Origin of the sequence: Trichlorobacter sp. (assembly GCF_034008105.1) — a bacterium.
Classification (GTDB): domain Bacteria; phylum Desulfobacterota; class Desulfuromonadia; order Geobacterales; family Pseudopelobacteraceae; genus Trichlorobacter.
This window is the reverse complement of sequence record NZ_JAVEPN010000009.1, coordinates 65,119-87,835: the sequence shown is the minus strand read 5'-3', so window position 1 is coordinate 87,835 and position 22,717 is coordinate 65,119. Positions and strand designations below refer to the sequence as shown.

Genomic DNA, 22,717 nt, shown 5'->3' with positions numbered 1-22,717 from the left:
TGTGTTACGTGCTTTTCGAGATCAGCCCTCCCGCCAGCATTCCCTGTTCCATCCCGGTCACCCGCACCGTCACTTCCTGGTTCAGCAGTTCAGGCCCGCCTGGATAACGCAGCTCCAGGTAGTTGCGGGACAAGCCGGTGAGCATGCCCTGCTGCAGATCGTGGCGCAGGCCAAGCACCTGCAGCGTCTGTCCAACGAAACGCTGTTGAAACGCCGTCCGCTTTTCTGTTGCCAGCTGGCGCAACCGTTCGGCCCGCCTGGTGATGACCTGTGGCGGCACCTGATCAGGCAGCTCAGCCGCCGGGGTGCCGGGACGGCGGGAGTAGGGGAAGACGTGCAGATCGGCCAGCGGCAACTGTTCCACCAGCCGATAGGTGGTCTCGAACTCCGCTTCGGTTTCGCCGGGAAAGCCGACAATCAGGTCGGCGGCAATAAAGGCATCCGGCAGGGACGCAGCGGCCCGCTCTACCACACTGCGGTAGAAGTCGGCCGTGTACCGCCGTCGCATCCGTTCCAGCACCGTGTCGCAGCCGCTCTGCAGCGGGATGTGCAGGTGGGGGCAGAGACGGCTTGAGGCCACAAAGCAGTCCAAAAGTTCGTCGGTCAGTTCGTTGGGCTCGATGGAGCCCAGCCGCAGTCGGGGGATGGTGGACAGCTGCTCAAGCTGTCGCACCAGCTCGGTCAGGCTGGTAGTGGGCTGCTGATCCAGACCGTAGGCCCCCAGATGGATGCCGGTCAGCACCACCTCCTGATACCCGTTGGCGGCCAGCCGTTGCACGGTGGTGATCACCTCGTCCGCTGACGCGCTGCGGTTTGGCCCGCGCGCCGCCGGCACGATGCAGTAGCTGCAGCCGTTTTCGCAGCCGTTCTGTACTTGCAGAAAGGCGCGGGTGTGCTCAAGGTGGCTGGTGATCCGTAACGGGCCGGCTGCTGTAAGCGTACTCAGGTCGGTCACCTGGTTGTCGCCCTGGACAAGGGCCTCCACGATCCGCTGTTTTTCCTCGTTGCCCAGCACCTGATCCAGCTCCACCATGGCGGCCAGCGCCTCGGGCTGCACCTGGGCGTAACAGCCGGTGGCCACCACCCGGGCCGCCGGATTCAGTCGACGGGCGCGGCGGATCAGCCGGCGTGATTCAGCATCGCTGCGGCTGGTCACCGTGCAGCTGTTGATCAGGTACAGATCGGCCTGGGTGTTAAACGGCACCAGCTGCCAGCCGGCGGCCTTTAGCTGTTCGGCCATGGCGGCGGTCTCAAACTGGTTGACCTTGCAGCCCAGGGTGGCGATGGCGATCCGTTTGTGTGTAGCGTTGTTCATCGGTTTGCTTATGGCAGGATCGGGTTCAGTTCAACCCGGCTGCCAATTCCCTTCTCCTTGGCCGACGGTTTGTAGATGTTGTCCCCCTTCAGGAATAGCCGCTCCTGGGCCATCTTGCCGCCATCGGTCAAAAAGGCACGCACCGTGGCCACCCGGTCGGCGGCCAGCTGCTTCAGCTCGGCATCACCCACTTTCGTGTTGGCAATGATCAGCTTGGTCATCTCGGCATCGGGTAGTTCCTTCAACATGCCGATGAAATTGCGCGGCTTGGGGAACTTCTCCTTCTGATAGACCCGCTTCAGGTAGCGCGACTGCTCATTGGGCTCGATGGTCAGCTTGTCAGCCGACTGCACATTGCCCCCCTTGCCGGACTTTACCAACTCAAGGTACTTTTCCTGACGCATCTTCCTGGCCAGCAGTTTGCTGCGGTAGCCTTCGGCGTCCCGCTCCTTGTCCACGTACCCCTTCAACTCCACCTTCAGTTCCGGCCGGTCATTCAGGCCTCTGGCCAGAGTCAGCAGCTTCTGCTGCTCCGCTGGGGCCAGCTTCGTGCTGCCGTAGGCAAACGGCACACTGCTCAGGTCTTCGCCGGAGCCCGCCATCGACGACAGCAGGGCAAAGGGCGAGGTGGCTGCTTTGATGAAGAGGTTTTTCACCACCTGCCAGACCACGCCCCAGACGCTGAACTGGGGGTCATCGGTGCGACCGGTCACCGGCAGGTCCAGATGGATCTCGCCGTTGCGGTCTTTCAACAGGGCCACCCCCAGCTTGATCGGCAGGCTGGTGGCCTTGTCGCTGGGGACCTGCTTGCCAAAGGTAAACTGGTCCACAAACACCTTGTTGGAGGCCTTAAGGACTTTGTCTTCAATATGGTACTTCAGATCGAGGTACAGCTTGCCCTTGTCGATCAGATAGCCCAGGTAGGTGCCGGCATAGGGGCTGACCGGCGACAGCTCGATATCCTTGAAGGAGATGGTCAGATCCACAAACAGGTCATCCCGCAGCGGGTTGATCTGCCCCCTGATCAACAGCGGCGAGTGATTCTCCAGACTGCCCCGCAGATCCACATCGGCAAACTGGTTCATGGCCGACGACAGCCCGGTCACCCGACCACCCAGCTTCTGGAAGGTGGTCTTGAACTGCTGTGGCAGGTGGGCGTCGCTAAAGGCGATGGTGCCATCCTGGATTGTGACCTCATCGATCCTGATCTGCGGTGCACCAGCCGGCGTTGCCGCTGCAGCCGTGGCCGTTGCCGGTTTGGCTGGTTTGGGTCTGTTTTCCTGCCCAGTGACCTGTGACCCTTGTCCCTTGTCCTGCTCGGTGCTCACCAGGTTCTGCAGGTTCAGGGTGCGGTCCTTGCGCACCGCAATGCGCGAATAGACGTCATTCAGGGCGATCTGGCGGATGGAGAGACCAAACGGGGCCAGGGTGCCCCGGATCTGATCCAGTTGCAGGCTTTCCCATTTCAGCAGATCCTCCTGCTGGGCCTCATCCACGGCGTGAAAGCTGCGTAGGCCGGTGTTGCCGCTGAAGCTGCCGCGCAGCGTGCCGGCCTTGTCCTGGCGCAGGTTCAGCCGTAACCGGCTGTCCAGGGTACCGCCCATCAGCGTCACATGCAGGTTGTCCGGCAGATAGGGATCAATATCGCTGATCGGCAAACGGCTGAAACTGAGGCTGCCCTGATAGGCAAAGGGCTGCGGCGTCAGGCTGCCCTGGGCCCTGATCGGTGCATTCTTGCCGTAGCTGGCATTGAAGCTGAGCGGCATCGGCTTAAAGAGCGGCCCCTGCAGGTTGCCGGTGGCCAGCCTGATGTTGCGCAGGTTCAGGCTGGCCGGTTCTGTAAGGCTGTTATCCTTAAAACCGACATTCAGGCCGCTGACGTTAATCTGCTTCACCAGCCAGGCCAGCGCCTGCTGATCGTCTTTTTTCGGCTTTTGGGGAGGCTCCGGGGCAGGGGAGCTGTTGGTTTCATCCGGCTGCTTGGCCACCAGCAGCGCCTGGGGCGATAGCGAGCCGTCCCGCTCACGGGAGAGCGTCACCGTGCCGCCGGTCAGCTTGATCTCGCCCACCTCGGCCCGGTTTTGCTGCTGGTTGTAGCCGATGCCGGTCAGATCAAGGCGCGCCAGCTTGATGCCGTCTGTGGCGCCGAACGGGGCAGCCAGCTTCTGCAGCGAAAGGGCGATGTCGTGGGCGTTCAGGCCGTCGGCCGCTGTAAATTCCGCTGTGCCGGTCAGACCCAGGTTGCCGCTGATCGGTCTGGTCAGCCATGTCTGCAGGTAGGGCCAGCCCTGCTGCAATTTGATGTTGCTGAGATCAAAGGTCGTGGTGGCCGCCAAAGGTGTGATCACCGCCGTTCCCTTGGCGCTGAATTGCTCACCGTTGTCACCTTTCAGCCCCAGCTCATAACTGGATTGAGCGTCTTTTTCTGTGGAGATGTTGGCCAGCGTGGCATTGATTTCAGACAAGCGCGCCTTAAAACCACCCTTGGGCTGGCGGTCGTTGAAGCTGAGTGAGCCGTTTTTCAGCTCGGCCCTGGCTATCTTCAGCCGCAGTGGCGGGCCGCTGTCTGCCTTTTTGGTTGCCGGTTGTTTTGCAGTCTTGGGCGGCCCTGCCAGGCGCTGGAAGTTCAGCTTTCCTTTTTCATCGCGGCTGGCCTGCAGCTGCAGGCCCTCCAGGCGCACCAGATCAAGGTCCACCAGCCGCCTGAAGACCTCGATGGTTTTGGCCTGCAGATCAAAGCGGTTAAACGAGGCCAGCGGCGTACCGTTCTTTTCAACCAGCTGCAGATCATCCAGCCGGGTCAGGCCGCTGATGGTCAGTTCCGGCTGCTGCGAGGCATGCACCCGGTAGCAGAGCGCCAGGTCCAGGGTCAGGCTGCCCTTGGCAAGCTTCACCGGCAGATCGGCCGGCAGGTAGGCCAGGTAGTGGGGCAGGTTCAGCCGGTCCAGCTTCAGGTTGAGGGTGGTTTCCATCGATTTGGCCAATGGTTTGGCCTTGCCTTCAAAACGCAGCGGCGCGCCGTTTATCACCGCCGAAAAGAGCGGGTCGGTGTATTTGTTGGCCAGATGGGGGATGTTGCTGATAAACGGGATCGCCAGCTGCAGTTCCCGCACCGTGTGTTGCTTGCCTCCGGCCACCGCCACGGCCCGGTCGTCAAACAGAAAGGTGCCGTCGCTGATCGAGATATTATTGATCGAAAAGCGGGGCGGGCCGCCGCTACTCTCTTTTTTGGGCTGCCGGGCCAGATGGTCCAGGATATCGGAAAAATTATAGCGGTTATCGGCGCTGCGCACCAACCGCACATTGGGCTTATCAATGCTCAGGCGATCGGCCACAATGCCGAAGCGGTAGAGTGAAGAACTGCTCAGCGAGGCGGTCAGGCTGCCCAGCTCCACAAAGGGGGTGCTAGCGTCCGGCTCAAAGAGGCGGAAACCCTCCACCGTGACGGTCATGCCGAACGGGTTGATCCGCACCTTGGCGATGCTGGCCTTGCGGTTAAGCGCCGTGGCGATCCCTTTTTCGGCCTGGCTGCGTACAATGCCCGGCAGCACCAGCACCATAAACAGCAACACCAACGTAACAACGCCACCCCCCCACAGGGCCAAGGGTTTCCAGTGCTGCTGCAGCCAGCTCAGCGCCTTTTTTCCGTACATGACAGCCTCCTCCGCTCGGGTGATCAGGGGTATAACTATACCGCACTGGGCGTAAAGTGGAAGCAGCTGATTGAAAAACGTACCACTTCGGCTATACTGGGCCGGCAAGCATAAGATCGAAACACAGATGCACAGCACAGAGAAAAGTATGTTACAGCACCTGTTGAACGGAATAAAGGGAGTCAGCTATGGCTTTTGATCAGACTAAGTTCGATAAAATAACCTTGTTGGCTAAAGATTACGGCGCAACTAAGTTGATCCTCTTCGGTAGCGCCCATGACACACCAGAAGAGGCCCGAGATATCGATCTAGCCTGCGATGGCGTTTCTGGCTGGAAACTCTATGAGCTTGCTGCAAAGCTTGAGGAAGAGATTGATATGCCGCTTGATCTTGTGCCGCTTTCCCCATCGACCCGGTTCACGCAAATGATCGAACGTAGAGGAAGGCGGCTGCTATGAATCTTGCCGAACTGCGTGAAGAAATTAGCATTGAACTTGAAATGATGGGCATGGTTGTGAGCGAGGCGGTTTCATTATTGAACGATATTGCCGATGATGCAGAGCCAACTGTTCGGGAGAAAACAGCTGCTGCAGCTTTCCTAGCCCAGTTTTACGGCGGCATTGAAAATATCCTCAAGCGGATTCATCGTTACCACGGTATCCCTCTGCCTGTCGGTGATGCGTGGCATATTGACGTTTTTAAAAGGTTTTGCAATCCCTCCCACGCCCCGTTCCCCGTTTTGTTCGACCATGAATTGGCAGCAGACCTGGCCCCCTTCCGAAAATTCCGCCATGTTGTCTATCATGGCTATGGCTTCCAGTTTGACTGGAGCCGGATGAAGGAAGGACTGAGGGCCGTAGAAAGTGTTTATTCACGTTTTGGCGCTTCTGTAACGGAGTATGTCACCAGGCTTGCAGCCTAAAAGGGCTCTGTGCCCTCTCTGTCTCTGTGTTTCATTGTAGTTCAACCACTAAGGAGGAATCACCCCTATGATCAGCCCCAAGATGGCCGATAGCCTCAACAAGCACATGAACCTGGAACTGTTCTCCGCCCACCTCTATCTCTCCATGTCTTCCTGCGCCAACGAACTGGGCCTGAAAGGCGCCGCCACCTGGTTTCTGGTGCAGTACCAGGAAGAGATGATCCATTTCATGAAATTCTACCGCTACCTGGTGGATCAGGGGATCAACGTCACCATCACCGCCAGCAAGGCCGTGCCCAACAGGTACAAGACCCTGTTGGAGATGTTTGAAAAGACCCTGGTACACGAGCAACTGATTACCTCCTGCATCAACGAGCTGACCGAACAGGCCGTGAAGGAAAAAGATCACGCCAGTCAGATATTCCTGCAGTGGTTTGTTACCGAACAGATTGAGGAAGAGAACAACGACCGCGATATCATCGCTAAACTGAAGCTGGTGGGCAGCAACGGCCACGGCGTGCTGATGGTGGATAATGAACTGGGCCAGCGGGTATTCGTGGCTGTGCCGGGCGCCACCGTGCCGATCCAGGTGATGTAGCCCTCACCCGGCCTGCGGCCACCCTCTCCCGCAGAGGGGAGAGGGGATACCAAGTAGCTCCCCCTACCTTTAAAGGGGCAGGGGGTACTCCTGTGATGCAGACGATGGTTATCACCCCCCTCCCTTTATGGGAGGGGGCAGGGGGAGGGCTGAGTAGACAGATCATGCCGATTAATCTGACTCAGACGGCAAGGGAATTGAGAAAGCGCTCAACTGATGCTGAGCAAGCCCTTTGGAAGCATCTGAAGGGGCGGCAGTTTTGTGGAATGAAATTTAGAAGACAAGAACAAATCGGTCGCTTTATTGCTGATTTCGTCTGCTATGAAAAACGCCTGATAATTGAGGCCGACGGAGGACAGCATGCAGTTGAAAAGGAAAAGGACCTCGAACGTACTGCCTGGCTGGCCTCCCAAGGTTTTACCGTGTTGAGATTCTGGAACAATGATGTTCTGAAGAATATAGATGGGGTTTTGGAGGAGCTGCGCAGGCAGTGTTGCGAAATCCCCTCACCCGGCCTGCGGCCACCCTCTCCCGCAGAGGGGAGAGGGGATACCAAGTAGCTCCCCCTACCTTTAAAGGGGCAGGGGGTACTCCTGTGATGCAGACGATGGTTATCACCCCCCTCCCTTTATGGGAGGGGGCAGGGGGAGGGCTGAGTAGACAGATCATGCCGATTAATCTGACTCAGACGGCAAGGGAATTGAGAAAGCGCTCAACTGATGCTGAGCAAGCCCTTTGGAAGCATCTGAAGGGGCGGCAGTTTTGTGGAATGAAATTTAGAAGACAAGAACAAATCGGTCGCTTTATTGCTGATTTCGTCTGCTATGAAAAACGCCTGATAATTGAGGCCGACGGAGGACAGCATGCAGTTGAAAAGGAAAAGGACCTCGAACGTACTGCCTGGCTGGCCTCCCAAGGTTTTACCGTGTTGAGATTCTGGAACAATGATGTTCTGAAGAATATAGATGGGGTTTTGGAGGAGCTGCGCAGGCAGTGTTGCGAAATCCCCTCACCCGGCCTGCGGCCACCCTCTCCCGCAGAGGGGAGAGGGGATACCAAGTAGCTCCCCCTACCTTTAAAGGGGCAGGGGGTACTCCTGTGATGCAGATGATGGTTATCACCCCCCTCCCTTTATGGGAGGGGGCAGGGGGAGGGCCGCCATGAAGATCCGTTTCTGCGAGCATAGCCCCAAGGGCAAGAGCCGGCTGGTGAAACAACTGGCCGCCGAGTTTCCGGGGCTGGATGTCAAGGTTAAGGGTTGTTGCAAGCAGTGTAAAACCTGCCGCAGCACCCCCTTCTGCCTGGTTGATCAGCAGCTGGTGAGCGGGAATAGTTGGGATGAGTTGTTTCTAACCTTGCGAAAACGGCTAACTATTTGATTCTGTTTATATTCGAATTATTGAATGTTTAAGCATAGTTGTTGCATTTTTCAAATAATCAGGTGTATAAGAAGCGTGTTTGTACTAGCTGTCGTAGTAGATTTGTTGCAGCGCAACACAGCCTGCAACGGCAGCAAACGAACCAATGAGTTGACGGTGTGTTTCGCACCACACCATATCCCAAGCAGCACATTTTCTATGAAAAAGGAGAGATGTATGCGCAAGGCAAACAAGTTGATGCTGGCCGCCGTACTGGCTGTAGCCCTGCCCACCGGCGCCTTGGCCGCCGAGGCCGACCTGCAGGTCAAGATCGACAAGCTGTCCCAGCAGATGGAGGACCTGAAGGGCCAGGTTCAGAAGATCGAAGATAAGTCCCTGGGTAAGTGGTTGACCATTGGCGGCAGCTACCAGTTCCGCATGGACAGCCTGCATGGCAAGACCGCTGCGTATGTTGATGCAATGGGGACCTTTGAAAACACAGTTGGCGCTTACATGATGTATGACGCTGCTCCTAGTATGGTCCTTTTACAAACCATTCAGCCTGATTTGGCTAAAGTATCTAAAGTGTCGCAGATACCTACCTGGATGGGTGCTTATGCTCCTATCCTTGGTTACATGACACCAGCTGCCATGGATATGGTTGGCTCCTATAAGCCGAAGAATGAAACTCTCTACACCAATAAGTTCGCCCTGGATCTGAAGGCCAAGGCCACCCAGGATGTGACCGTCAACGTCAAGCTGGGTATGTATAAGGTGTTCGGCTCCCAGGATGATAATGCGGTTACCGGCAACGCCTACTTTGCCGACCGCACCGGCGTGTTTGACGGTACCCTGGGCCACGTGGCCTCCGACAGCAAGCTGAACGTGGATCGGGCCTATGCCACCTGGAGCAACATCATGGAGCAGCCGATCTGGTTGTCAGTAGGTCGTCGCCCCTCCACCGATGGCGCCCCCACCAACCTGAAGAGCAACAATGAGCGTCCCGGCAACGGCGGCACCCCGGCCCTGCTGGTCAACTACGCCTTTGACGGCATGACCCTGGGCTATGCCCCGGATATCGAGATGCTGCCCGGCTTCTACACCAAGGTCTGCTACGGTCGTGGTTTTGATTCCGGCTTCCGCGGCACGGTCACCAACAGCCTGAAAGACACCGACATGCTGGGCGTGGCGGTGATCCCGGTGGATACCGATCCGCTGCGGGTCTGGATGCAGTGGAACCGTGGTTTCAACATCTTTGACTTCCCGGTCATGAACGACACCGCCTTCGGTAACACCGCCCCCACTGTGAATCTGGGCTCCATCGACTGGTACGGCATCGGCGCCATGTCGACCCTCAAGAAGGTCGGCCCCGGCGACCTGAACTTCTTCGTGGACGGTGGTATCAGCAAGACTCATCCCAACAGCAATATTTCCGGTCAGGCCATGTTCCAAGGTCTGCTCACGGGTTCACCGTTTAATCCTGACATGACCCCTGAAAGTAAGACCGGCTACGCCGTGTTTGCCGGCCTGCGGTATGACCTGCCCAGCCGCACCAAGCTCGGTTTTGAGTACAACTACGGTTCCAAAAACTGGATCACCTTCTCCCCGGCAGCCGATGATATGTGGACCAGCAAGGTCGGTACCCGCGGTCATGTCTTCGAGCCGTACATCATCCAGGAGCTGGACCTGAAGCCGATCTCCTCCTACTTTGCCAAGGCCTTCTTCAAGCTGGGCTACCAGTACTATGACTTTGAGTACACCGGCAGCAACAACTGGGTCGGCGCACCGCTGGAGATCTCCAAGCTGACTGGCAACGAAATGCTGCTGCAGGCTCCGGTCGACAAGGCCCATGACATCTACGGCACCTTCGAAGTGCATTTCTAAGACGTAGCAGGCAGTTCCTTCTGTGTGGTAGGGCGGGTCTTCGGACCCGCCCTTTTTTGTTGCCTGATTGACGGTCACGTAGGAATAAGCTATGGTAACACCATGCCAACCCTGCTTATTGAAGATGGTTTCAAGTTTTTCTTTTACGCAAACGAACACCTGCCCATGCATATTCATGTTGCTCGTGGTGATGGCTATGCCAAAATAGATTTAGTTGCTTTGGATGTTGTTGAAAGTTGTTTTAAGAAGCCGGAATTGAAGAAAGTGATGAATATTGTGAAACTACACCGGACTGATTTTGTGAGGTGCTGGCATGAATACTTCAATAAGCGCTAAAGCCGTTCACTTCGATGAACAGTATTTGCATGTTGAGCTTGCTGATCGCCGAATTCTTTCCACGCCTATGGAATGGTACCCTGAGTTACAGCAAGCAACACTTGCCCAACTGAAGCATTACACCTTTATCTGCCGGAATACCGGTATCGAATGGCCCGACATTGATTATCACTTAAGTGTTGAAGCCATGTTCGCCGGCAGGGAGCAGTTGCAGGCCGCATGAAGACGGTCATCGTTAACACCGGTTCTGTTGAAGCGTACTTTAAGCGTGGACAGGCGCTAGCCCGGCAGGTTGACCAGGCTGAAACCCTTGTGCCTGAGTTTACCCTTACCTTCGAAGACCCGGCCGATATGTTTGCGGTGATGAGCCCGGCCCGTTTGGCCCTGTTTCGGGCCGCCAAGGCAGGCTCGGCGTCCATCAGCGCACTTGCGCAACAACTGCAGCGTGACCGCAGCAGTGTCAAGAAAGATGTCGACCTGCTGGCCTCTTTTGGCCTGCTGGATGTCGAACAGGTTCCTCTGCCCGGACATGGCCGGCAAAAACTGGTCAGGGTAACGGCCGACAGTATCCAGCTGCAGGCGGTGGTGGGCTAGTTTTGGGGGGCTGTCTGAGGAGGTTACGTATGGTACGGGATATTGTGCAGGTTACTCCACAATCGGATTTTTTGCTTGAGCTGGTCTATGAAAATGGTGAGCAGCGTCGATTTGATATGAAACCGTTGCTCGCTATCAAGCCGTGGGATCGTATTGCCCAACCGCAGGTTTTTATGCATGCACGGGTTGCATACGGCACGGTGGTCTGGCCGGGAGACATCGACATTGCCCCTGAGACCTTATACGATGATTCAGTGCCGGTTTAGCATGAAGACTAAAGAATTCGATAACCGATTTGATGCTGGTGAGGATATGACGGCCCAGCTTGATCTTGTAAAGGCCCGGCGCCCGTCTCAGGAACAGAAGCGGGTAAATGTGGATTTTCCACTTTGGATGCTCAATCAACTGGACAAGGAGGCCAAACGTCTTGGTGTGCCTCGTCAATCGTTGATCAAGCTATGGGTGGCCGAACATCTGAAAAAAGCTGACTGATACCTTGCCAGGGCGGGTCGTAATGACCCGCCCTTTTTGTTTTGCGCTTAAAGTTCCAAAAGAAATACCGTGTACAAAAAGCTGCTTGATAAGTGTACGCCAAATGGGTATGGTTAAGCATGGAATTCGTTGAGACTGCGCTTTTTACCAAGAAGTTGCCTGCATACCTAGCAGATGAGGAATATCTGAAGCTTCAGAAGTACCTGCTGGCTCGGCCGACGTGCGGCGATATTATTAAAGGAAGCGGAGGGGTCCGCAAGATACGCTGGAAGGCTGAGGGGCGTGGCAAGAGTGGTGGCGTAAGAATCATTTATTACCTTGAGGTAACGGCTTCTCGTTTTTTGATGCTGACGCTGTATGCCAAGAACGAGCTTGAGGATTTGAGCCCGGCTGAAGTAAAGATGCTGAAGAGGATTGTGGAGGATTGGAATAATGGCTGATACACAGAAAAAACAGCGCCTGTTCGACGAGTTGTCGCAGGCATTTGATGAGCTTAACCAATGGAAACAAGGTAAAATTACCCTGAAGACCTATACGGTTGAAACCAGGGCCGTGCCCGAGGTAACACCGGAGGTCATCAGGGACACCAGGGAGAAGCTGAACCTCTCTCGGCCAGTCTTTGCCAATGAACTGCACGTTTCGCCACGTACGCTTGAAAAGTGGGAGCAGGGCCGTGCCAAACCTAATGATCAGGCAGCTGCCTTGATTCTCCTGGTGCGTAAATTCCCTGATACCTTACAACGCTTGAAACAACTGGCTGTCTGACCAGGTCCCTCTGTCCGGCCATGGCCGGCAAAAACCGGTAGAAATCACCACCTGCAACCGCTGCGAGGTCTGCATGAAAGCCCTGCCTTCGCTGATCAGCCTGTTCCTGCACCGTTTTATCCCCGCTGCCGTGGTCTATGTGGCCGGCATGCTGTTCCTGTTCCAGATCGATGACCGCGCCCATAAGACCTTTCTGACCCAGATCGGTGTAAGCGCCGACGACCTTCTGCTGAGCCAGCTGCACGAGCACCTGCTGGGATCGCTGCTGCCGGTGGGGCTGTTGCTGTTTGTGCTAATGACGGTGGTCTGCCTGCTGTTTGCGGTGACCCGGCGGCGGCAGCTGCAAAGCGATTACAACCAGCAACAGCAGTTATACAAGATCCAGTTGCTGCTGGATTCGACCCAGGAGGGGATTTACGGTACCGATCAGGATGGCTGCTGTACGCTGGCCAATAAGGCCTGTGCCCTCATGCTGGGTTTTGATACGCCGGATCAGCTGCTGGGGCAGCAGATGCACAACCTGATGCATCATACCCGGCCCGATGGCAGTCACTATCCGGCAGAGGAGTGTTCGGCCCACCGGATGAGCGAGACCGGGGTGGTGGGGGTGGTGGAAAACGAGTTGTTCTGGCGCCGTGATGGCAGCTCGTTTCCGGTTTCTTACAGCGTATTGCCGATGCGCGATGGGGAACGGGCCATCGGTATGGTCTGCAGTTTTGTGGATATCACCGAGAAACTGCAGATTGAGGAGCAGCTGCGCCAGGCCCAGAAGATGGAGGCGGTGGGGCAGCTTTCGGGCGGCATAGCCCACGATTTTAACAACATCCTGCAGATCGTCTCCAACAATACCCGGCTGGTGATGGACCGTTTTGAGAAAAACGATGAGCTGTTCAGCAGCCTGGAAGAGGTGCTGCAGGCGGTGGAGCGGGGCTCGAACCTGACCCGCAGCATGCTGGCCTTCAGTCGCAAGCAGTTTATGCGGATCAAGCCGCTGGAGTTGAACCAGCTCTTGAGCGATGCCCTGCTGCTGGGGCAGAAGCTGTTGGCCAAGACTCACCAGCTGTCGTTTGCACCCTGGCCGCAGCCGTTGCCGGTGGCCGCCGATAGCACGCTGCTACAGCAGGTATTGTTTAACCTGCTGACCAATGCCCGGGATGCCATGCCGCAGGGAGGTCTGATCACACTGAGCACCGCGCTTGCTGAGCCCGATGCCGAGCAATTGCTGGCCCACGGTTGCAATGCGACAGGGCGTTTTGCCTGTTTTAGCGTCAGTGACCAGGGCTGCGGTATCCCTGATGAGATTCGCCAGAATATCTTTGACCCGTTTTTCACCACCAAGGAGATCGGCCAGGGCACCGGCCTGGGGCTGTCGATGGTGTTCGGCACCGTGCAGCAGCATGGCGGCTTCATTACGCTTGATTCGACGCTGGAGGTAGGTACCACCATCTCGGTGTACCTGCCGTTGCGCTAACACCGCCTGCATATAACCCCCATACAGCAGTGGCAGCTGTATAAAATAGCAAAACAATCTAATTTCATAGTGTTATGGTTGTTTTGATCCCTGCTGCACCTGGTGACTGCATAGTAATTTCATACAAACCCCGCCTGCTCTTTAGCTCTGTCCTTCCTTGAAACTCTCAAATGAGTTGCAGTAAAAACAGATAGTTATGATTTTATTTGGTCGTGCTGAGCGTTTTGGCACCCTCTATGCTCTATCCTGATCATCCATCTGAAACACAGGATGCAGTCAAGGAGGAAGTCATGAAAACCACGATCGTAAAAACAGCTATTGCATTGTTTGGGGCCGGCGCATCGGCAGCCTTTGCAGCCACCAGTGGACTTGCCAGCGAGGGCAGCGGTCTGCTGACCTGGTCGCTGATCGGTTTCGGGGTGATGATCATCATGCTGCAGGCGGTGCCGGCCATGATCTTGTTTGCCTCGTTGCTCAAAGGTCTGTTCAGCGGTCACCAAGAAACCCACCATCTGCCCAAGGTATGAGGGGGGATGCCATGCATGAGATCATGATTGCGGACGAGAATCTGGAAAACCGCGCCATTATGGCTGATCTGTGCACCGAGGCCGGCTATCGGGTAACCGTGGGCACCAGCATCACCTGCCTGCTACAGGGCGCTCTCAAGAAGACTGCACGGGTTATTCTGCTGGGAAGCTGCTTTGATGAACTGCCTGCTTCGGAATTGATACCACTGCTGAAACGCTGCTGTCGGAACCTGGCGATTGTGGTGGTGGCCAGCGATATCTCACCGCCACTTACCCGAAAGCTGCGCAAAGAGGGGATTTTCTATCACTTACTGAAACCGGTGCTGCCCGAAGATCGCGAGGAACTGAAACAGGTGGTTGCCTGCGCCCTGAAACGTCCCAAGCACTGTTATTGCTAACCATGAAAGGAGTACGACCATGAAACGGATCACCGCACTTAACACCCTGTTCGTCCTGTTGGCCAGCTTGAGCACGGCCTTCGCCTCTGCCGCCGCCAGTGAGGTGGATACCAGCCTGACCTATAACAGCGGCATCCTGGTGCTGGCCTTTGCCGGCTTCCTGGCCCTGGTGGTGGTGGTGCAGACGGTGCCTGCCATTATCAGCCTGTACGGCATGATCAAGGGGGCAGCCGAGGCAGCTAAAGAGAAAACGGCACGCGCAACCGTGCAGGGCAAGTAGGCATAGAAAGGAGAGATGGTCATGACAGAACTGTTTGCATCCATTGGACAGATCAAGTCGGTGTACACGATGGTGGATTTTTACCAGTACATCAAAACGGTTGAGTACCTGATCTGTGTTGCCTTCTTTGTCGGTTTTCCGATGTTTTACCGCTACCTGATGAAGAAAGACACGCTGCAGGACGCGTCGCACTAAGGTTTTTCCGGTTGCATTGCGCTCAGGGAGTCTGCATGATTGGCAGGCTCCCTGTTTGCACGAGGGACACTTTAGAGATGGTCAGGCGGTGGTTGATGTCGGCTCGCGCACTACTTTGTCCCAAATGCAGGCGGTTGATCGGCAGTGAAGAAGCGGTATGCTCATGGTGCGGCACCGCCCGTTCGTCGGCCTGGTGGCGGCTGGTGGGGGCGATGGGCGGTTCCTCCGCCGCAAGCTGGACCCTGGCGGCGCTGTTGACGCTTAACCTGCTTTTTTATGCCCTGTCGCTTATGCTCAGCCGCAAGCTTGATCCGGGCGGCAGCCTGCTGTCGCCGGGCAACAACAGCCTGCTGATGCTGGGCGCCTCCGGTGTGATCCCCATCGATTATTATGGCCGTTTCTGGACGCTGCTCAGCGCCAATTACCTGCATGGCGGCATCCTGCACCTGTTGTTCAACATGATGGCCCTGCGTCAGGTGGGGCCGTGGGTGGTTACGGAGTACGGCGCCAGCCGGATGTTCAGTATCTATACCCTGGGCGGCGTTTGCGGCTACGGGATTTCGTACTGGGCCGGAGTGCCGTTTACGGTGGGCGCCTCGGCTGCTCTGTGCAGTCTGATCGGTGCGCTGCTCTATTTTGGTAAAAGTCGGGGCGGCAGCTACGGCTCGGCGGTCTACCGTGAGGTGTCAGGGTGGGTGGTGGGCCTGTTTCTGTTTGGCCTGCTGTTCCCCGGTATCAACAACTGGGCCCATGGCGGTGGCCTGTTGGCCGGCATCGGCTTGGGGATGCTGCTGGGCTACCAGGAGCGACGCCGTGAAACCAGCCTGCACCATCTGCTGGCGTTGACCTGTGCAGGGGCGACCATTGCCGCTTTGGGGTGGTCATTGTTTGTGGCCCGTATCTAGACTATACGTCAAACAGCCCTGTTGCAGGGCAGGGGGAGTGTCACCATGCAGATTTCGATTCCGGGATGCGGCCAGCTTGACCTTGCCTATCTCGTACTGGATTTTAACGGCACTATCGCCCGCGATGGCAAGCTGTTGTCCAACCTTGACCGCACCTTTGAGGAGTTGGCCGCGCAGTATGCCATCCACGTTCTGACTGCCGATACCTGCGGCAGTGTTGCCGCTGAGCTTGCCGGACTGCCCTGTGTGGTGCAGGTGATTGAGGCCGGCAACGAGGCCGAGCAGAAACAACAGTACGTCAGGTCACTGGGGGCGGATCGGGTGGTTGCCGTGGGCAACGGTGCTAATGATCGCCTGATGCTGCAGACGGCTCGCCTGGGGATTGCAGTGCTGGAAGGAGAGGGCAGTGCGGTCAGCGCCATCCAGCATGCCGACGTGGTCGCCCGCAGTATCTATGATGCCATGGGGATGCTGCTGATTCCCCAACGGCTGGTTGCGACACTGCGGAGCTGACCGAACAACCTGCGTAAGGAGGAGAGTGCGATGCGAAGCTTGCTGAAACCGTTGGTGTTGGGCTGCCTTTTGCTCATGGTCGTTGCGGTCGCTGGTGCCACCGCGTCGGGTGGTTCGTCGGTCTTTCATGTGGATCGGGATTTTTTCAAGTTGTACCCATCGCTGATGGTCTATGAAAAAAATTCGGCCAGTTTTACCGAGCCGGAAACCTGCGCCGGTTGCCATCCGCAGCAGTACGAGGAGTGGCACGGCTCACTGCACAGCCTGGCCTTTATCGATCCGGTTTACCAGGGTGAGTACAACAAGGCGGTTAAGGCGGTGGGCAGCGGCATTGCCCGTCATTGTGCCAGCTGCCACACCCCGGCGGCTACGGTGACCGGTGAGGTGAAAAGTCCCGGTGTGAGCGGGCTTTCTGCAGTGGCCAAGGCAGGTGTCTCCTGCGATATCTGCCATTCGGTCAGCAGCCTGCACCATTGCAAGACCCCCAGCAAGGAGCCACAAAACGGTTCCTTGGCTCTGCGTCCCGGTGAGGACGGCAAGGATGGGCCGGTGCTGGTCAAGCGTGGCCCCCATGCCCCGGCTGAGGGCTGCGGCGGCGGTTTCCACGACTGCAAGCAGACCGATTTTCATCCCAAGGCCGACCTGTGCGCTTCCTGTCACCAGGTGTATCACTACGACAAACATTACCCGCTGGAGGCCACCTATCTGGAGTGGAAGCACAGCCCCTACGCCCAGAAGGATATCCACTGCCAGGATTGCCACATGGTGGGACATGACACCTTTGTAAAGAGCGCGGACAGCATGACCAAGCCGCAGCGCAGCGAGTATCGCCACTATTTCAACGGCGCCAACTATCTGCTCTATTTCCTGGCCTCGGAGGCGGCCAAGAAGGCCGGCGACAAGGAACAGGCCGCCCGGCTGATGAAGCAGTACGATATGGCGGTCAAGCGGCTGCAGAAGGCGGCAGAGATTGAGATATCGCCGCAGTATCGTGAGGGACGGCTGGCTGAGGTGAAGGTGCGGGTCAAGAATATCCGGGCCGGCCACAACCTGCCTACCTCGCTGACCAATGTGCGGCAGATGTGGCTTGAGCTCAGGGTTAAGGATGAAAAGGGCAGGCTGGTGATGACCAGCGGTGCCATCGGTAAGGACGGCAGGCTGCCGGCAGATGTACGCAAGTTCAGTTCCGACGGCATGGGTAGCGATATGCACTTTGCCATTGACCCCTGGGTGGTGACCGCATTCTCAAGCCATGAAACTATTCCGCCCAAGGGGTACAAAGATGCCTGGTTTGGTGTACAGGTACCCAAGACAAGCCGCAAGGTGACGGTTGAGGCGGTGCTGCGCTACCGTCAGGCTGACCAGAAGGTGGCTGAGGCGCTTTTGGGGGCCGTGCCGAAAGATATTGACCTGGCTCGTGATTACGGCATCAGCAAGGTGCCCACCCTGCCGGTGGTGGATATGGCCCGCAAACAGGTAGTGCTGCCGAGTACAGCCAACTAGCTTTTCCCTTTTACGCAGCAGCAGGTTGATCCCTCCCCGATGTTTCGGGGAGGGATTTTTTTTACTGTTTTGGTTCAGCATACGTCTGTGAGGCACGTATATATTTTGTATACGGCATAAACAAGTGAAGCAATTCAAGCTGGTTACATCTTTGTTGCCGGCTTTGAGCGCGATGCCGGCTGGTGGTGGTGTATGGCTGCTGTATACAGTCTGCGGTCCGCTACCGTGAGTATGGAATGATGCAGATATCCGAATAAAACGCATGATAACAGCGAGTTGTAAACTGATTCGGCAGCGGCGTCCATGCTGGCACGATGCATGCTCTATGAGCGTGAGACCCGTGCGAACACCAGTCGGGACGAGAAGGTGGTCAGGTTATGCAAGGTGTCCTGATAGCAGACGAGAATGTTGAATCCCGCAAGGTGCTGGCCGATCTCTGCATCGAGGCCGGCTACAACGTGATGGTGACCACCTCGGCCGCCAATGTACTGCATGGCATCCTGAAAAAATCAGCCCAGGTGGTGCTCTTGAGCAGTGAGTTTGATGAACTGGCTGCCGCAGAGCTGATTCCGCTGCTTAAGAAGTGCAGCCGCGATCTGACCATCATCCTGGTTTCTGACGAGACCTCGTTGCCGGTGATCCGCAAGATGCGTAAAGAGGGGATTTTTTATCATTCGCTCAAGCCGATCGATCCGGCAGACAGGGAAGAACTGCGCCAGGCCGTGGCCTGCGCCTTCGATACGATGCGGCATTCCTAAAAAATCGAGGAGGATACAGAGATGTCAGAGTTATTCGGTGCAATCGGGCAGGTGAAGTCGGTCTACACGCTGGTGGATTTTTACCAGTACATCAAGACGGTTGAGTATCTGATCTGCGTTGCGTTCTTCGTGGGCTTTCCGCTCTTTTTCAGGTACCTGCACCGCTCCGGCGATGCTGCACGGCAGTCGAGCCACTAGGGTCGTCGTCACGGATCTGCACACTAACCACGGCACCGGCAGCGTGGTGCCGGACATTTCTTAAGGAGAGGGATTATGCATGCAGCACAGCGACTGATGATCATGGCACTTACCGGAGTACTTGGCCTGCTGACGGCCAGCGTCTGTTTTGGCGCCGCCATTCCTGACCAGATCACCATCAATTCGATCCAGAAGTATTATGGTCCGGTCAGCTTCAATCACGCCGCCCATATCAACATGCTGAAGGACTGTGGCCTCTGCCACCACCACACCACCGGCGCCCAGGTTGCCGATCCCAACTGTGCCCGCTGCCATAAAAACAGCGGTGCCCAGGCGGTGGTGAGCTGCAAGGGCTGTCACGTGGCCGAACCATTTACCCCGGAGGCGCTCAAGCAGCAGCGTGACCAGCAGCCACCGATCTATCACCGTGACAAGCCCGGCCTGAAGGCGGCCTATCATATCGGCTGCATGGGCTGTCACCAGAAGATGTCCGGCCCCACCGGCTGTCAGGATTGCCACACACGCAACGACAGCGGCGATTCGCTCTTCAAGGCAGGTAAATACGCCCCCAAGACGCCTGCCAAACCTAAGCCGGCGCACCACTGATCCGATATCCACGGGAAGGAGAACGTGTACCATGATTGAACGTCGAGATTTTTTGAAAGGGTGTCTGGCCTGCGGTGTGACCGCTGCAACCGTGAGTGTTGCCGGTACCAACGCCATGGCGGCAGGTTCCTTTGAGGGCTACCCGGATGCGATGGGGGTGCTGGTGGACCTGACTCGATGCGTGGGCTGCCGTAGCTGCGAGGCTGCCTGCAACAAGGAGCAGAACCTGCCCGAGCCGGATCAGGCCTTTGATGATCTGTCGGTCTTTAACGAGAAGCGCCGCACCACGGAAAAGGCCTACACGGTGGTCAACGAGTACCAGGTGGCCGATAAAGAAACCCTGTTCCGCAAGATGCAGTGTAATCACTGCAACGAGCCGGCCTGTCTGACCTCCTGCTTCGTTAACGCCTACACCAAGACCAAGGAAGGCGCAGTTATCTACAACTCGAAGGTCTGCGTCGGCTGCCGTAACTGCATGATCGCCTGCCCCTTCAATATTCCGGCCTACAGCTACTCCAGTCCCTTGAACCCGTTGGTCAAGAAGTGTGTCTTCTGTTACGACACCCGCGTCAAGGAAGGCAAGCCGCCGGCCTGCGTCGATATCTGCCCGCAGCAGGTGATGACCTTTGGACGCCGTGATGACCTGATCAAGCTGGGACATGACCGGATCCAGGCCAACCCGGGCAAGTATGTCGATAAACTGTTTGGCGAGAAGGCCGTGGGCGGTACCAGCTGGATGTACCTGAGCAGTGTCGATTTCGACAAGGTGGGCTTTGACGCTCATATGCAGAACGAGCCGATCATTTCCAACGTCAAGGACTTCCTGGGATTCGTGCCGATGGTGCTCGCCATCTGGCCGGCCCTGTTCAGCGGCATCCATCTGCTGGCCACCAAGAACAAGGACGGCCACCATGACCATGAGGAGGGAGATCACCAATGAAAGCTTTTCTGGCGCGTAATCCCAACACGCAGCTGATAACCAGCCTGCGCAAGGATGATGATAAGGGCCGTCCCTGGACCCTCATGGAGAAGATCTTCCTGGGCCTCACCCCGCAGCAGTACCTGTCCCAGGCCATGAGCAACCCCCTGAACTGGATCTTTGCCGTTATCTTCATGATCGGTATTCCGGTGCTGATCGGGCGTTATATCTTCGGTCTTTCCTGGGCAGTGGGCGACCCCTACGACAACGCCTGGGGACTTTTTCTGGCCTTTGGTCTGTTCGGCATGGTGCCGCTGTCATCATCCGGTTTCCAGCTGGGCACGGCGGTCGAGATCTTCGGACGGCATGACCTGGAGCCGATTGAACGGCTGGGACTGCTGAACGGTCTGCTGGGCTATTTCTTCGCCGTCATGTTCCTGATGGTTGACCTGGGCCAGCCCTGGCGTCTGCCGTACCCGATGGTGGTCTCCTTCGGTCCTGCAGCGGTGTTGTTCCTGGTGGCCTGGCACGTTGCCACCTACCTCTCGGTGCAGATGGCTGAGGTCTCCACCTCGTTCTTTGAATGGATGGGCTGGCCAGCCGGCAAGACCTTCATCAAAAAGATGACGCTGGGGCTGACGGTTGCCGGTATCATCCTCTCTACTCTGCATCAAGGCGCCTTGGGTGCACTGTCCACCTATGCACCGGGTAAGGTCCATCCGTTGTGGTACTCGGCATCATTCCAATGGCTGTACTTCTTTGTTTCCTCGCTGCCGGGCGGTCTGTGCATGGTGATCGTGGTCAGTACCATTGCCATCAAGACTATGCAATGGCGCTGCGATGAAACCTTCAAAAATAGCCTCGAAAAACTGCAGATCACCCTGGCCAAGGGCGCCTCGATGGGCCTGATCACCTACCTGACTATCCGACTGGTCGGTATTGCCCATGACAACAAGTGGGCCTACCTGGCAACCGGTTGGGGCGCCTGGTGGATGTTTGAGATCGGTTTTGGCGTGATCCTTTCGCTGGCACTGTTGACTGCCGGCGTCCGCAAGAACAGCGCCACCCTGGTGCGGATGGGGGCCTGGACCACCATCCTGGGGGTTATCCTGCACCGCCTGAACGTCTACATGTTTACCTTCAACTGGCAGCAGGGGCATGTGCATGTGCCACCATGGCGCGAGATCATCATCACCATCACCATGTATTCCATCTATATCGTGACCTACCGCGCGATTCTGTACCGCTGGCCGATCCTGTTCAAATGGAAGACCAGGTACAGTGAATATGCGGTGCTTGAACCAAAACCGGCTGCCGTCGCCAGTGCAGCACAGGCAGAGGCTTGCCCCAGCGGCAAATAGTCTGAAGCTACTACCGGTGCCCCTGTCCTGGAGACAGGGGCATCATGTTCGGGAGATTGTCATGAAGCGCACCCTTATGTTCGCACTGGCAGGTTTGTTGGGACTGGCAGCCGGCCATGCCGATGCTCTACAGCTGAAAGACATCAGCTATGATACGAAAGATGCCGGCAAGGTGGTCTTCAGCCACACGAAGCACCTGGCCAAAAAGAACCAGCGTGGTACGCCGGCCTTCAGTTGTGCCAGTTGCCACACCGGCGGCAAGAGCAAGAAGCGCTATACCATGGAGGATATGTACAAGGGACAGTCCTGTGGTGCCTGTCACAACGGCAGGCAGGCCTTTGATGCCCATGAGTGCAGTAAATGTCATCAAGTGAAGGATGTGGTCTACCAGGTAAAGGAAACCGGCCCGACACCGTTCAGCCACAGTGCTCACCTGAAAAAGCTGCAGGATTGCTCGGTCTGCCACACCAAGCTGTACAAGACCGGCAAGAATCCGACGGTGACCATGGCGGAGATGGAAAAAGGTAAGTCCTGCGGTTTCTGTCACAACGGCAAGCAGGCCTTTAAGGTTGATCAGTGCAGCCGATGCCACAAGAGCCCGGAAGTAAGGTATGCAACACCGCCGGTGCCTCAGGCCACCTTCAGCCATGCCTTCCATACTCAGGTCTACAGTTGTCAGGATTGCCACCCGGCGACGGTGAAACCGGACAAGAAGCAGAACAAGCGGGTCACCATGGCGGAGATGGAAAAAGGTAAGTCCTGCGGTGTCTGTCATGACGGCAAGAGCGCCTTCTCAGTGAAGGGTGACTGCGCCAAGTGTCACACCGGTTTCAAACTGCCGGCTAGCAAGTCCTACACCAATACAAAGGGAACCGTCATTGGCCACTTCAGCCACGAGTTTCACACGGCGGTCTATCAGTGCAATGACTGCCACACCAAAATATACCCTTATGGCAACGCCAAACCTGCCACCATGCAGCAGATGGAGAGCGGCGCCTCGTGCGGCGCCTGCCATGATGGCAAGAGTGCCTTTTCGGTCAAGGGCGACTGCCTGAAGTGTCACAAGCGTTCATGATGTGTGATCTGTGATGGCCGGTGCGGTGGGGTCGCACCTCCGCACCGGCATTTTTTGCAGACAGATCCCAACGGCTGATCAGGAGGTTTCT

Annotated in this window: 30 protein-coding genes; 28 read left to right on the top strand and 2 right to left on the bottom strand. The window is 56.8% G+C overall.

Features of this window, described 5'->3' with window-relative positions; genetic code table 11:
- Positions 1-4: 4 nt before the first annotated feature.
- Complete coding sequence (mtaB, locus tag RBQ93_RS07175; RefSeq protein WP_320371426.1) at positions 5-1,315, bottom strand: tRNA (N(6)-L-threonylcarbamoyladenosine(37)-C(2))-methylthiotransferase MtaB; 1,311 nt, start codon at positions 1,313-1,315, stop codon at positions 5-7.
- Positions 1,316-1,323: 8 nt separating this feature from the next.
- The gene (locus RBQ93_RS07170) at positions 1,324-4,968 is read right to left on the bottom strand and encodes a DUF748 domain-containing protein (RefSeq protein ID WP_320371425.1); all 3,645 of its coding nucleotides are present in this window, start codon (positions 4,966-4,968) and stop codon (positions 1,324-1,326) included.
- A 188-nt stretch (positions 4,969-5,156) separates the two neighbouring features.
- Here RBQ93_RS07170 and RBQ93_RS07165 point away from each other — a divergent pair, with 188 nt between their 5' ends.
- The 28 genes from RBQ93_RS07165 (at position 5,157) to RBQ93_RS07030 (ending at position 22,626) form a co-directional block, all read left to right on the top strand.
- Complete coding sequence (locus RBQ93_RS07165; protein ID WP_320371424.1) at positions 5,157-5,426, top strand: DNA polymerase III subunit beta; 270 nt, start codon at positions 5,157-5,159, stop codon at positions 5,424-5,426.
- Positions 5,423-5,890 (top strand): hypothetical protein, encoded by a 468-nt coding sequence (locus tag RBQ93_RS07160; protein WP_320371423.1) that lies wholly within the window; start codon positions 5,423-5,425, stop codon positions 5,888-5,890. Before RBQ93_RS07165 ends, RBQ93_RS07160 begins: the two co-directional genes overlap by 4 nt.
- Positions 5,891-5,957: 67 nt before the next feature.
- Positions 5,958-6,488, top strand: coding sequence for a ferritin (locus tag RBQ93_RS07155; protein ID WP_320371422.1), 531 nt, complete (start codon positions 5,958-5,960; stop codon positions 6,486-6,488).
- 164 nt (positions 6,489-6,652) lie between these two features.
- Positions 6,653-7,048, top strand: a complete 396-nt coding sequence (locus RBQ93_RS07150; RefSeq protein ID WP_320371421.1) for an endonuclease domain-containing protein — start codon at positions 6,653-6,655, stop codon at positions 7,046-7,048.
- A gap of 107 nt (positions 7,049-7,155) precedes the next feature.
- Positions 7,156-7,551: an endonuclease domain-containing protein gene (locus tag RBQ93_RS07145; RefSeq protein ID WP_320371421.1), complete on the top strand. Its 396-nt coding sequence runs from the start codon at positions 7,156-7,158 to the stop codon at positions 7,549-7,551.
- 97 nt (positions 7,552-7,648) lie between these two features.
- Entirely contained in the window at positions 7,649-7,867 is a 219-nt protein-coding gene (locus RBQ93_RS07140; RefSeq protein ID WP_320371420.1) for a DUF1450 domain-containing protein, read from the top strand.
- Positions 7,868-8,083: 216 nt separating this feature from the next.
- On the top strand, positions 8,084-9,730 hold the full coding sequence (locus RBQ93_RS07135; protein ID WP_320371419.1) for a DUF3373 domain-containing protein: 1,647 nt from the start codon (positions 8,084-8,086) through the stop codon (positions 9,728-9,730).
- Positions 9,731-9,832: 102 nt separating this feature from the next.
- Entirely contained in the window at positions 9,833-10,066 is a 234-nt protein-coding gene (locus RBQ93_RS07130) for a DUF4160 domain-containing protein (RefSeq protein WP_320371418.1), read from the top strand.
- Complete coding sequence (locus RBQ93_RS07125; protein ID WP_320371417.1) at positions 10,044-10,289, top strand: DUF2442 domain-containing protein; 246 nt, start codon at positions 10,044-10,046, stop codon at positions 10,287-10,289. Before RBQ93_RS07130 ends, RBQ93_RS07125 begins: the two co-directional genes overlap by 23 nt.
- Entirely contained in the window at positions 10,286-10,660 is a 375-nt protein-coding gene (locus tag RBQ93_RS07120; RefSeq protein ID WP_320371416.1) for a MarR family transcriptional regulator, read from the top strand. Before RBQ93_RS07125 ends, RBQ93_RS07120 begins: the two co-directional genes overlap by 4 nt.
- Positions 10,661-10,689: 29 nt before the next feature.
- Positions 10,690-10,926, top strand: coding sequence for a DUF2442 domain-containing protein (locus RBQ93_RS07115; protein ID WP_320371415.1), 237 nt, complete (start codon positions 10,690-10,692; stop codon positions 10,924-10,926).
- Position 10,927: 1 nt separating this feature from the next.
- Positions 10,928-11,152, top strand: coding sequence for a type II toxin-antitoxin system BrnA family antitoxin (gene brnA / locus RBQ93_RS07110; RefSeq protein WP_320371414.1), 225 nt, complete (start codon positions 10,928-10,930; stop codon positions 11,150-11,152).
- Positions 11,153-11,271: 119 nt separating this feature from the next.
- The gene (locus tag RBQ93_RS07105; RefSeq protein ID WP_320371413.1) at positions 11,272-11,592 is read left to right on the top strand and encodes a type II toxin-antitoxin system RelE/ParE family toxin; all 321 of its coding nucleotides are present in this window, start codon (positions 11,272-11,274) and stop codon (positions 11,590-11,592) included.
- The gene (locus RBQ93_RS07100; RefSeq protein ID WP_320371412.1) at positions 11,585-11,917 is read left to right on the top strand and encodes a helix-turn-helix domain-containing protein; all 333 of its coding nucleotides are present in this window, start codon (positions 11,585-11,587) and stop codon (positions 11,915-11,917) included. The genes RBQ93_RS07105 and RBQ93_RS07100 overlap by 8 nt, the downstream gene beginning before the upstream one ends.
- A 73-nt stretch (positions 11,918-11,990) precedes the next feature.
- Entirely contained in the window at positions 11,991-13,388 is a 1,398-nt protein-coding gene (locus RBQ93_RS07095) for a two-component system sensor histidine kinase NtrB (protein WP_320371411.1), read from the top strand.
- Between the two features lie 290 nt (positions 13,389-13,678).
- Positions 13,679-13,915 carry a hypothetical protein gene (locus RBQ93_RS07090; protein WP_320371410.1) on the top strand — a complete coding sequence of 79 codons (237 nt, stop codon included), beginning with the start codon at positions 13,679-13,681 and terminating at the stop codon, positions 13,913-13,915.
- A gap of 11 nt (positions 13,916-13,926) precedes the next feature.
- Complete coding sequence (locus RBQ93_RS07085) at positions 13,927-14,313, top strand: response regulator (protein ID WP_320371409.1); 387 nt, start codon at positions 13,927-13,929, stop codon at positions 14,311-14,313.
- A 19-nt stretch (positions 14,314-14,332) separates the two neighbouring features.
- The gene (locus RBQ93_RS07080; protein WP_320371408.1) at positions 14,333-14,593 is read left to right on the top strand and encodes a hypothetical protein; all 261 of its coding nucleotides are present in this window, start codon (positions 14,333-14,335) and stop codon (positions 14,591-14,593) included.
- Positions 14,594-14,614: 21 nt separating this feature from the next.
- A complete protein-coding gene (locus RBQ93_RS07075) occupies positions 14,615-14,788 on the top strand; it encodes a hypothetical protein (RefSeq protein ID WP_320371407.1) in 174 nt (57 codons plus the stop codon).
- Positions 14,789-14,883: 95 nt separating this feature from the next.
- On the top strand, positions 14,884-15,693 hold the full coding sequence (locus tag RBQ93_RS07070) for a rhomboid family intramembrane serine protease (protein ID WP_320371406.1): 810 nt from the start codon (positions 14,884-14,886) through the stop codon (positions 15,691-15,693).
- Between the two features lie 45 nt (positions 15,694-15,738).
- Positions 15,739-16,206, top strand: coding sequence for an ATPase P (locus RBQ93_RS07065; protein ID WP_320371405.1), 468 nt, complete (start codon positions 15,739-15,741; stop codon positions 16,204-16,206).
- 30 nt (positions 16,207-16,236) lie between these two features.
- Positions 16,237-17,709 carry a multiheme c-type cytochrome gene (locus RBQ93_RS07060; RefSeq protein WP_320371404.1) on the top strand — a complete coding sequence of 491 codons (1,473 nt, stop codon included), beginning with the start codon at positions 16,237-16,239 and terminating at the stop codon, positions 17,707-17,709.
- Between the two features lie 377 nt (positions 17,710-18,086).
- Positions 18,087-18,467 (top strand): response regulator, encoded by a 381-nt coding sequence (locus RBQ93_RS07055; protein WP_320371403.1) that lies wholly within the window; start codon positions 18,087-18,089, stop codon positions 18,465-18,467.
- 21 nt (positions 18,468-18,488) lie between these two features.
- Complete coding sequence (locus tag RBQ93_RS07050; protein WP_320371402.1) at positions 18,489-18,665, top strand: hypothetical protein; 177 nt, start codon at positions 18,489-18,491, stop codon at positions 18,663-18,665.
- A 75-nt stretch (positions 18,666-18,740) separates the two neighbouring features.
- A complete protein-coding gene (locus RBQ93_RS07045; RefSeq protein WP_320371401.1) occupies positions 18,741-19,271 on the top strand; it encodes a cytochrome c3 family protein in 531 nt (176 codons plus the stop codon).
- A 31-nt stretch (positions 19,272-19,302) separates the two neighbouring features.
- Positions 19,303-20,211, top strand: coding sequence for a 4Fe-4S dicluster domain-containing protein (locus tag RBQ93_RS07040; RefSeq protein WP_320371400.1), 909 nt, complete (start codon positions 19,303-19,305; stop codon positions 20,209-20,211).
- Positions 20,208-21,551 (top strand): polysulfide reductase, encoded by a 1,344-nt coding sequence (locus tag RBQ93_RS07035; RefSeq protein ID WP_320371399.1) that lies wholly within the window; start codon positions 20,208-20,210, stop codon positions 21,549-21,551. The genes RBQ93_RS07040 and RBQ93_RS07035 overlap by 4 nt, the downstream gene beginning before the upstream one ends.
- 61 nt (positions 21,552-21,612) lie before the next feature.
- Complete coding sequence (locus RBQ93_RS07030) at positions 21,613-22,626, top strand: cytochrome c3 family protein (RefSeq protein ID WP_320371398.1); 1,014 nt, start codon at positions 21,613-21,615, stop codon at positions 22,624-22,626.
- The last annotated feature ends 91 nt before the right edge of the window (positions 22,627-22,717 follow it).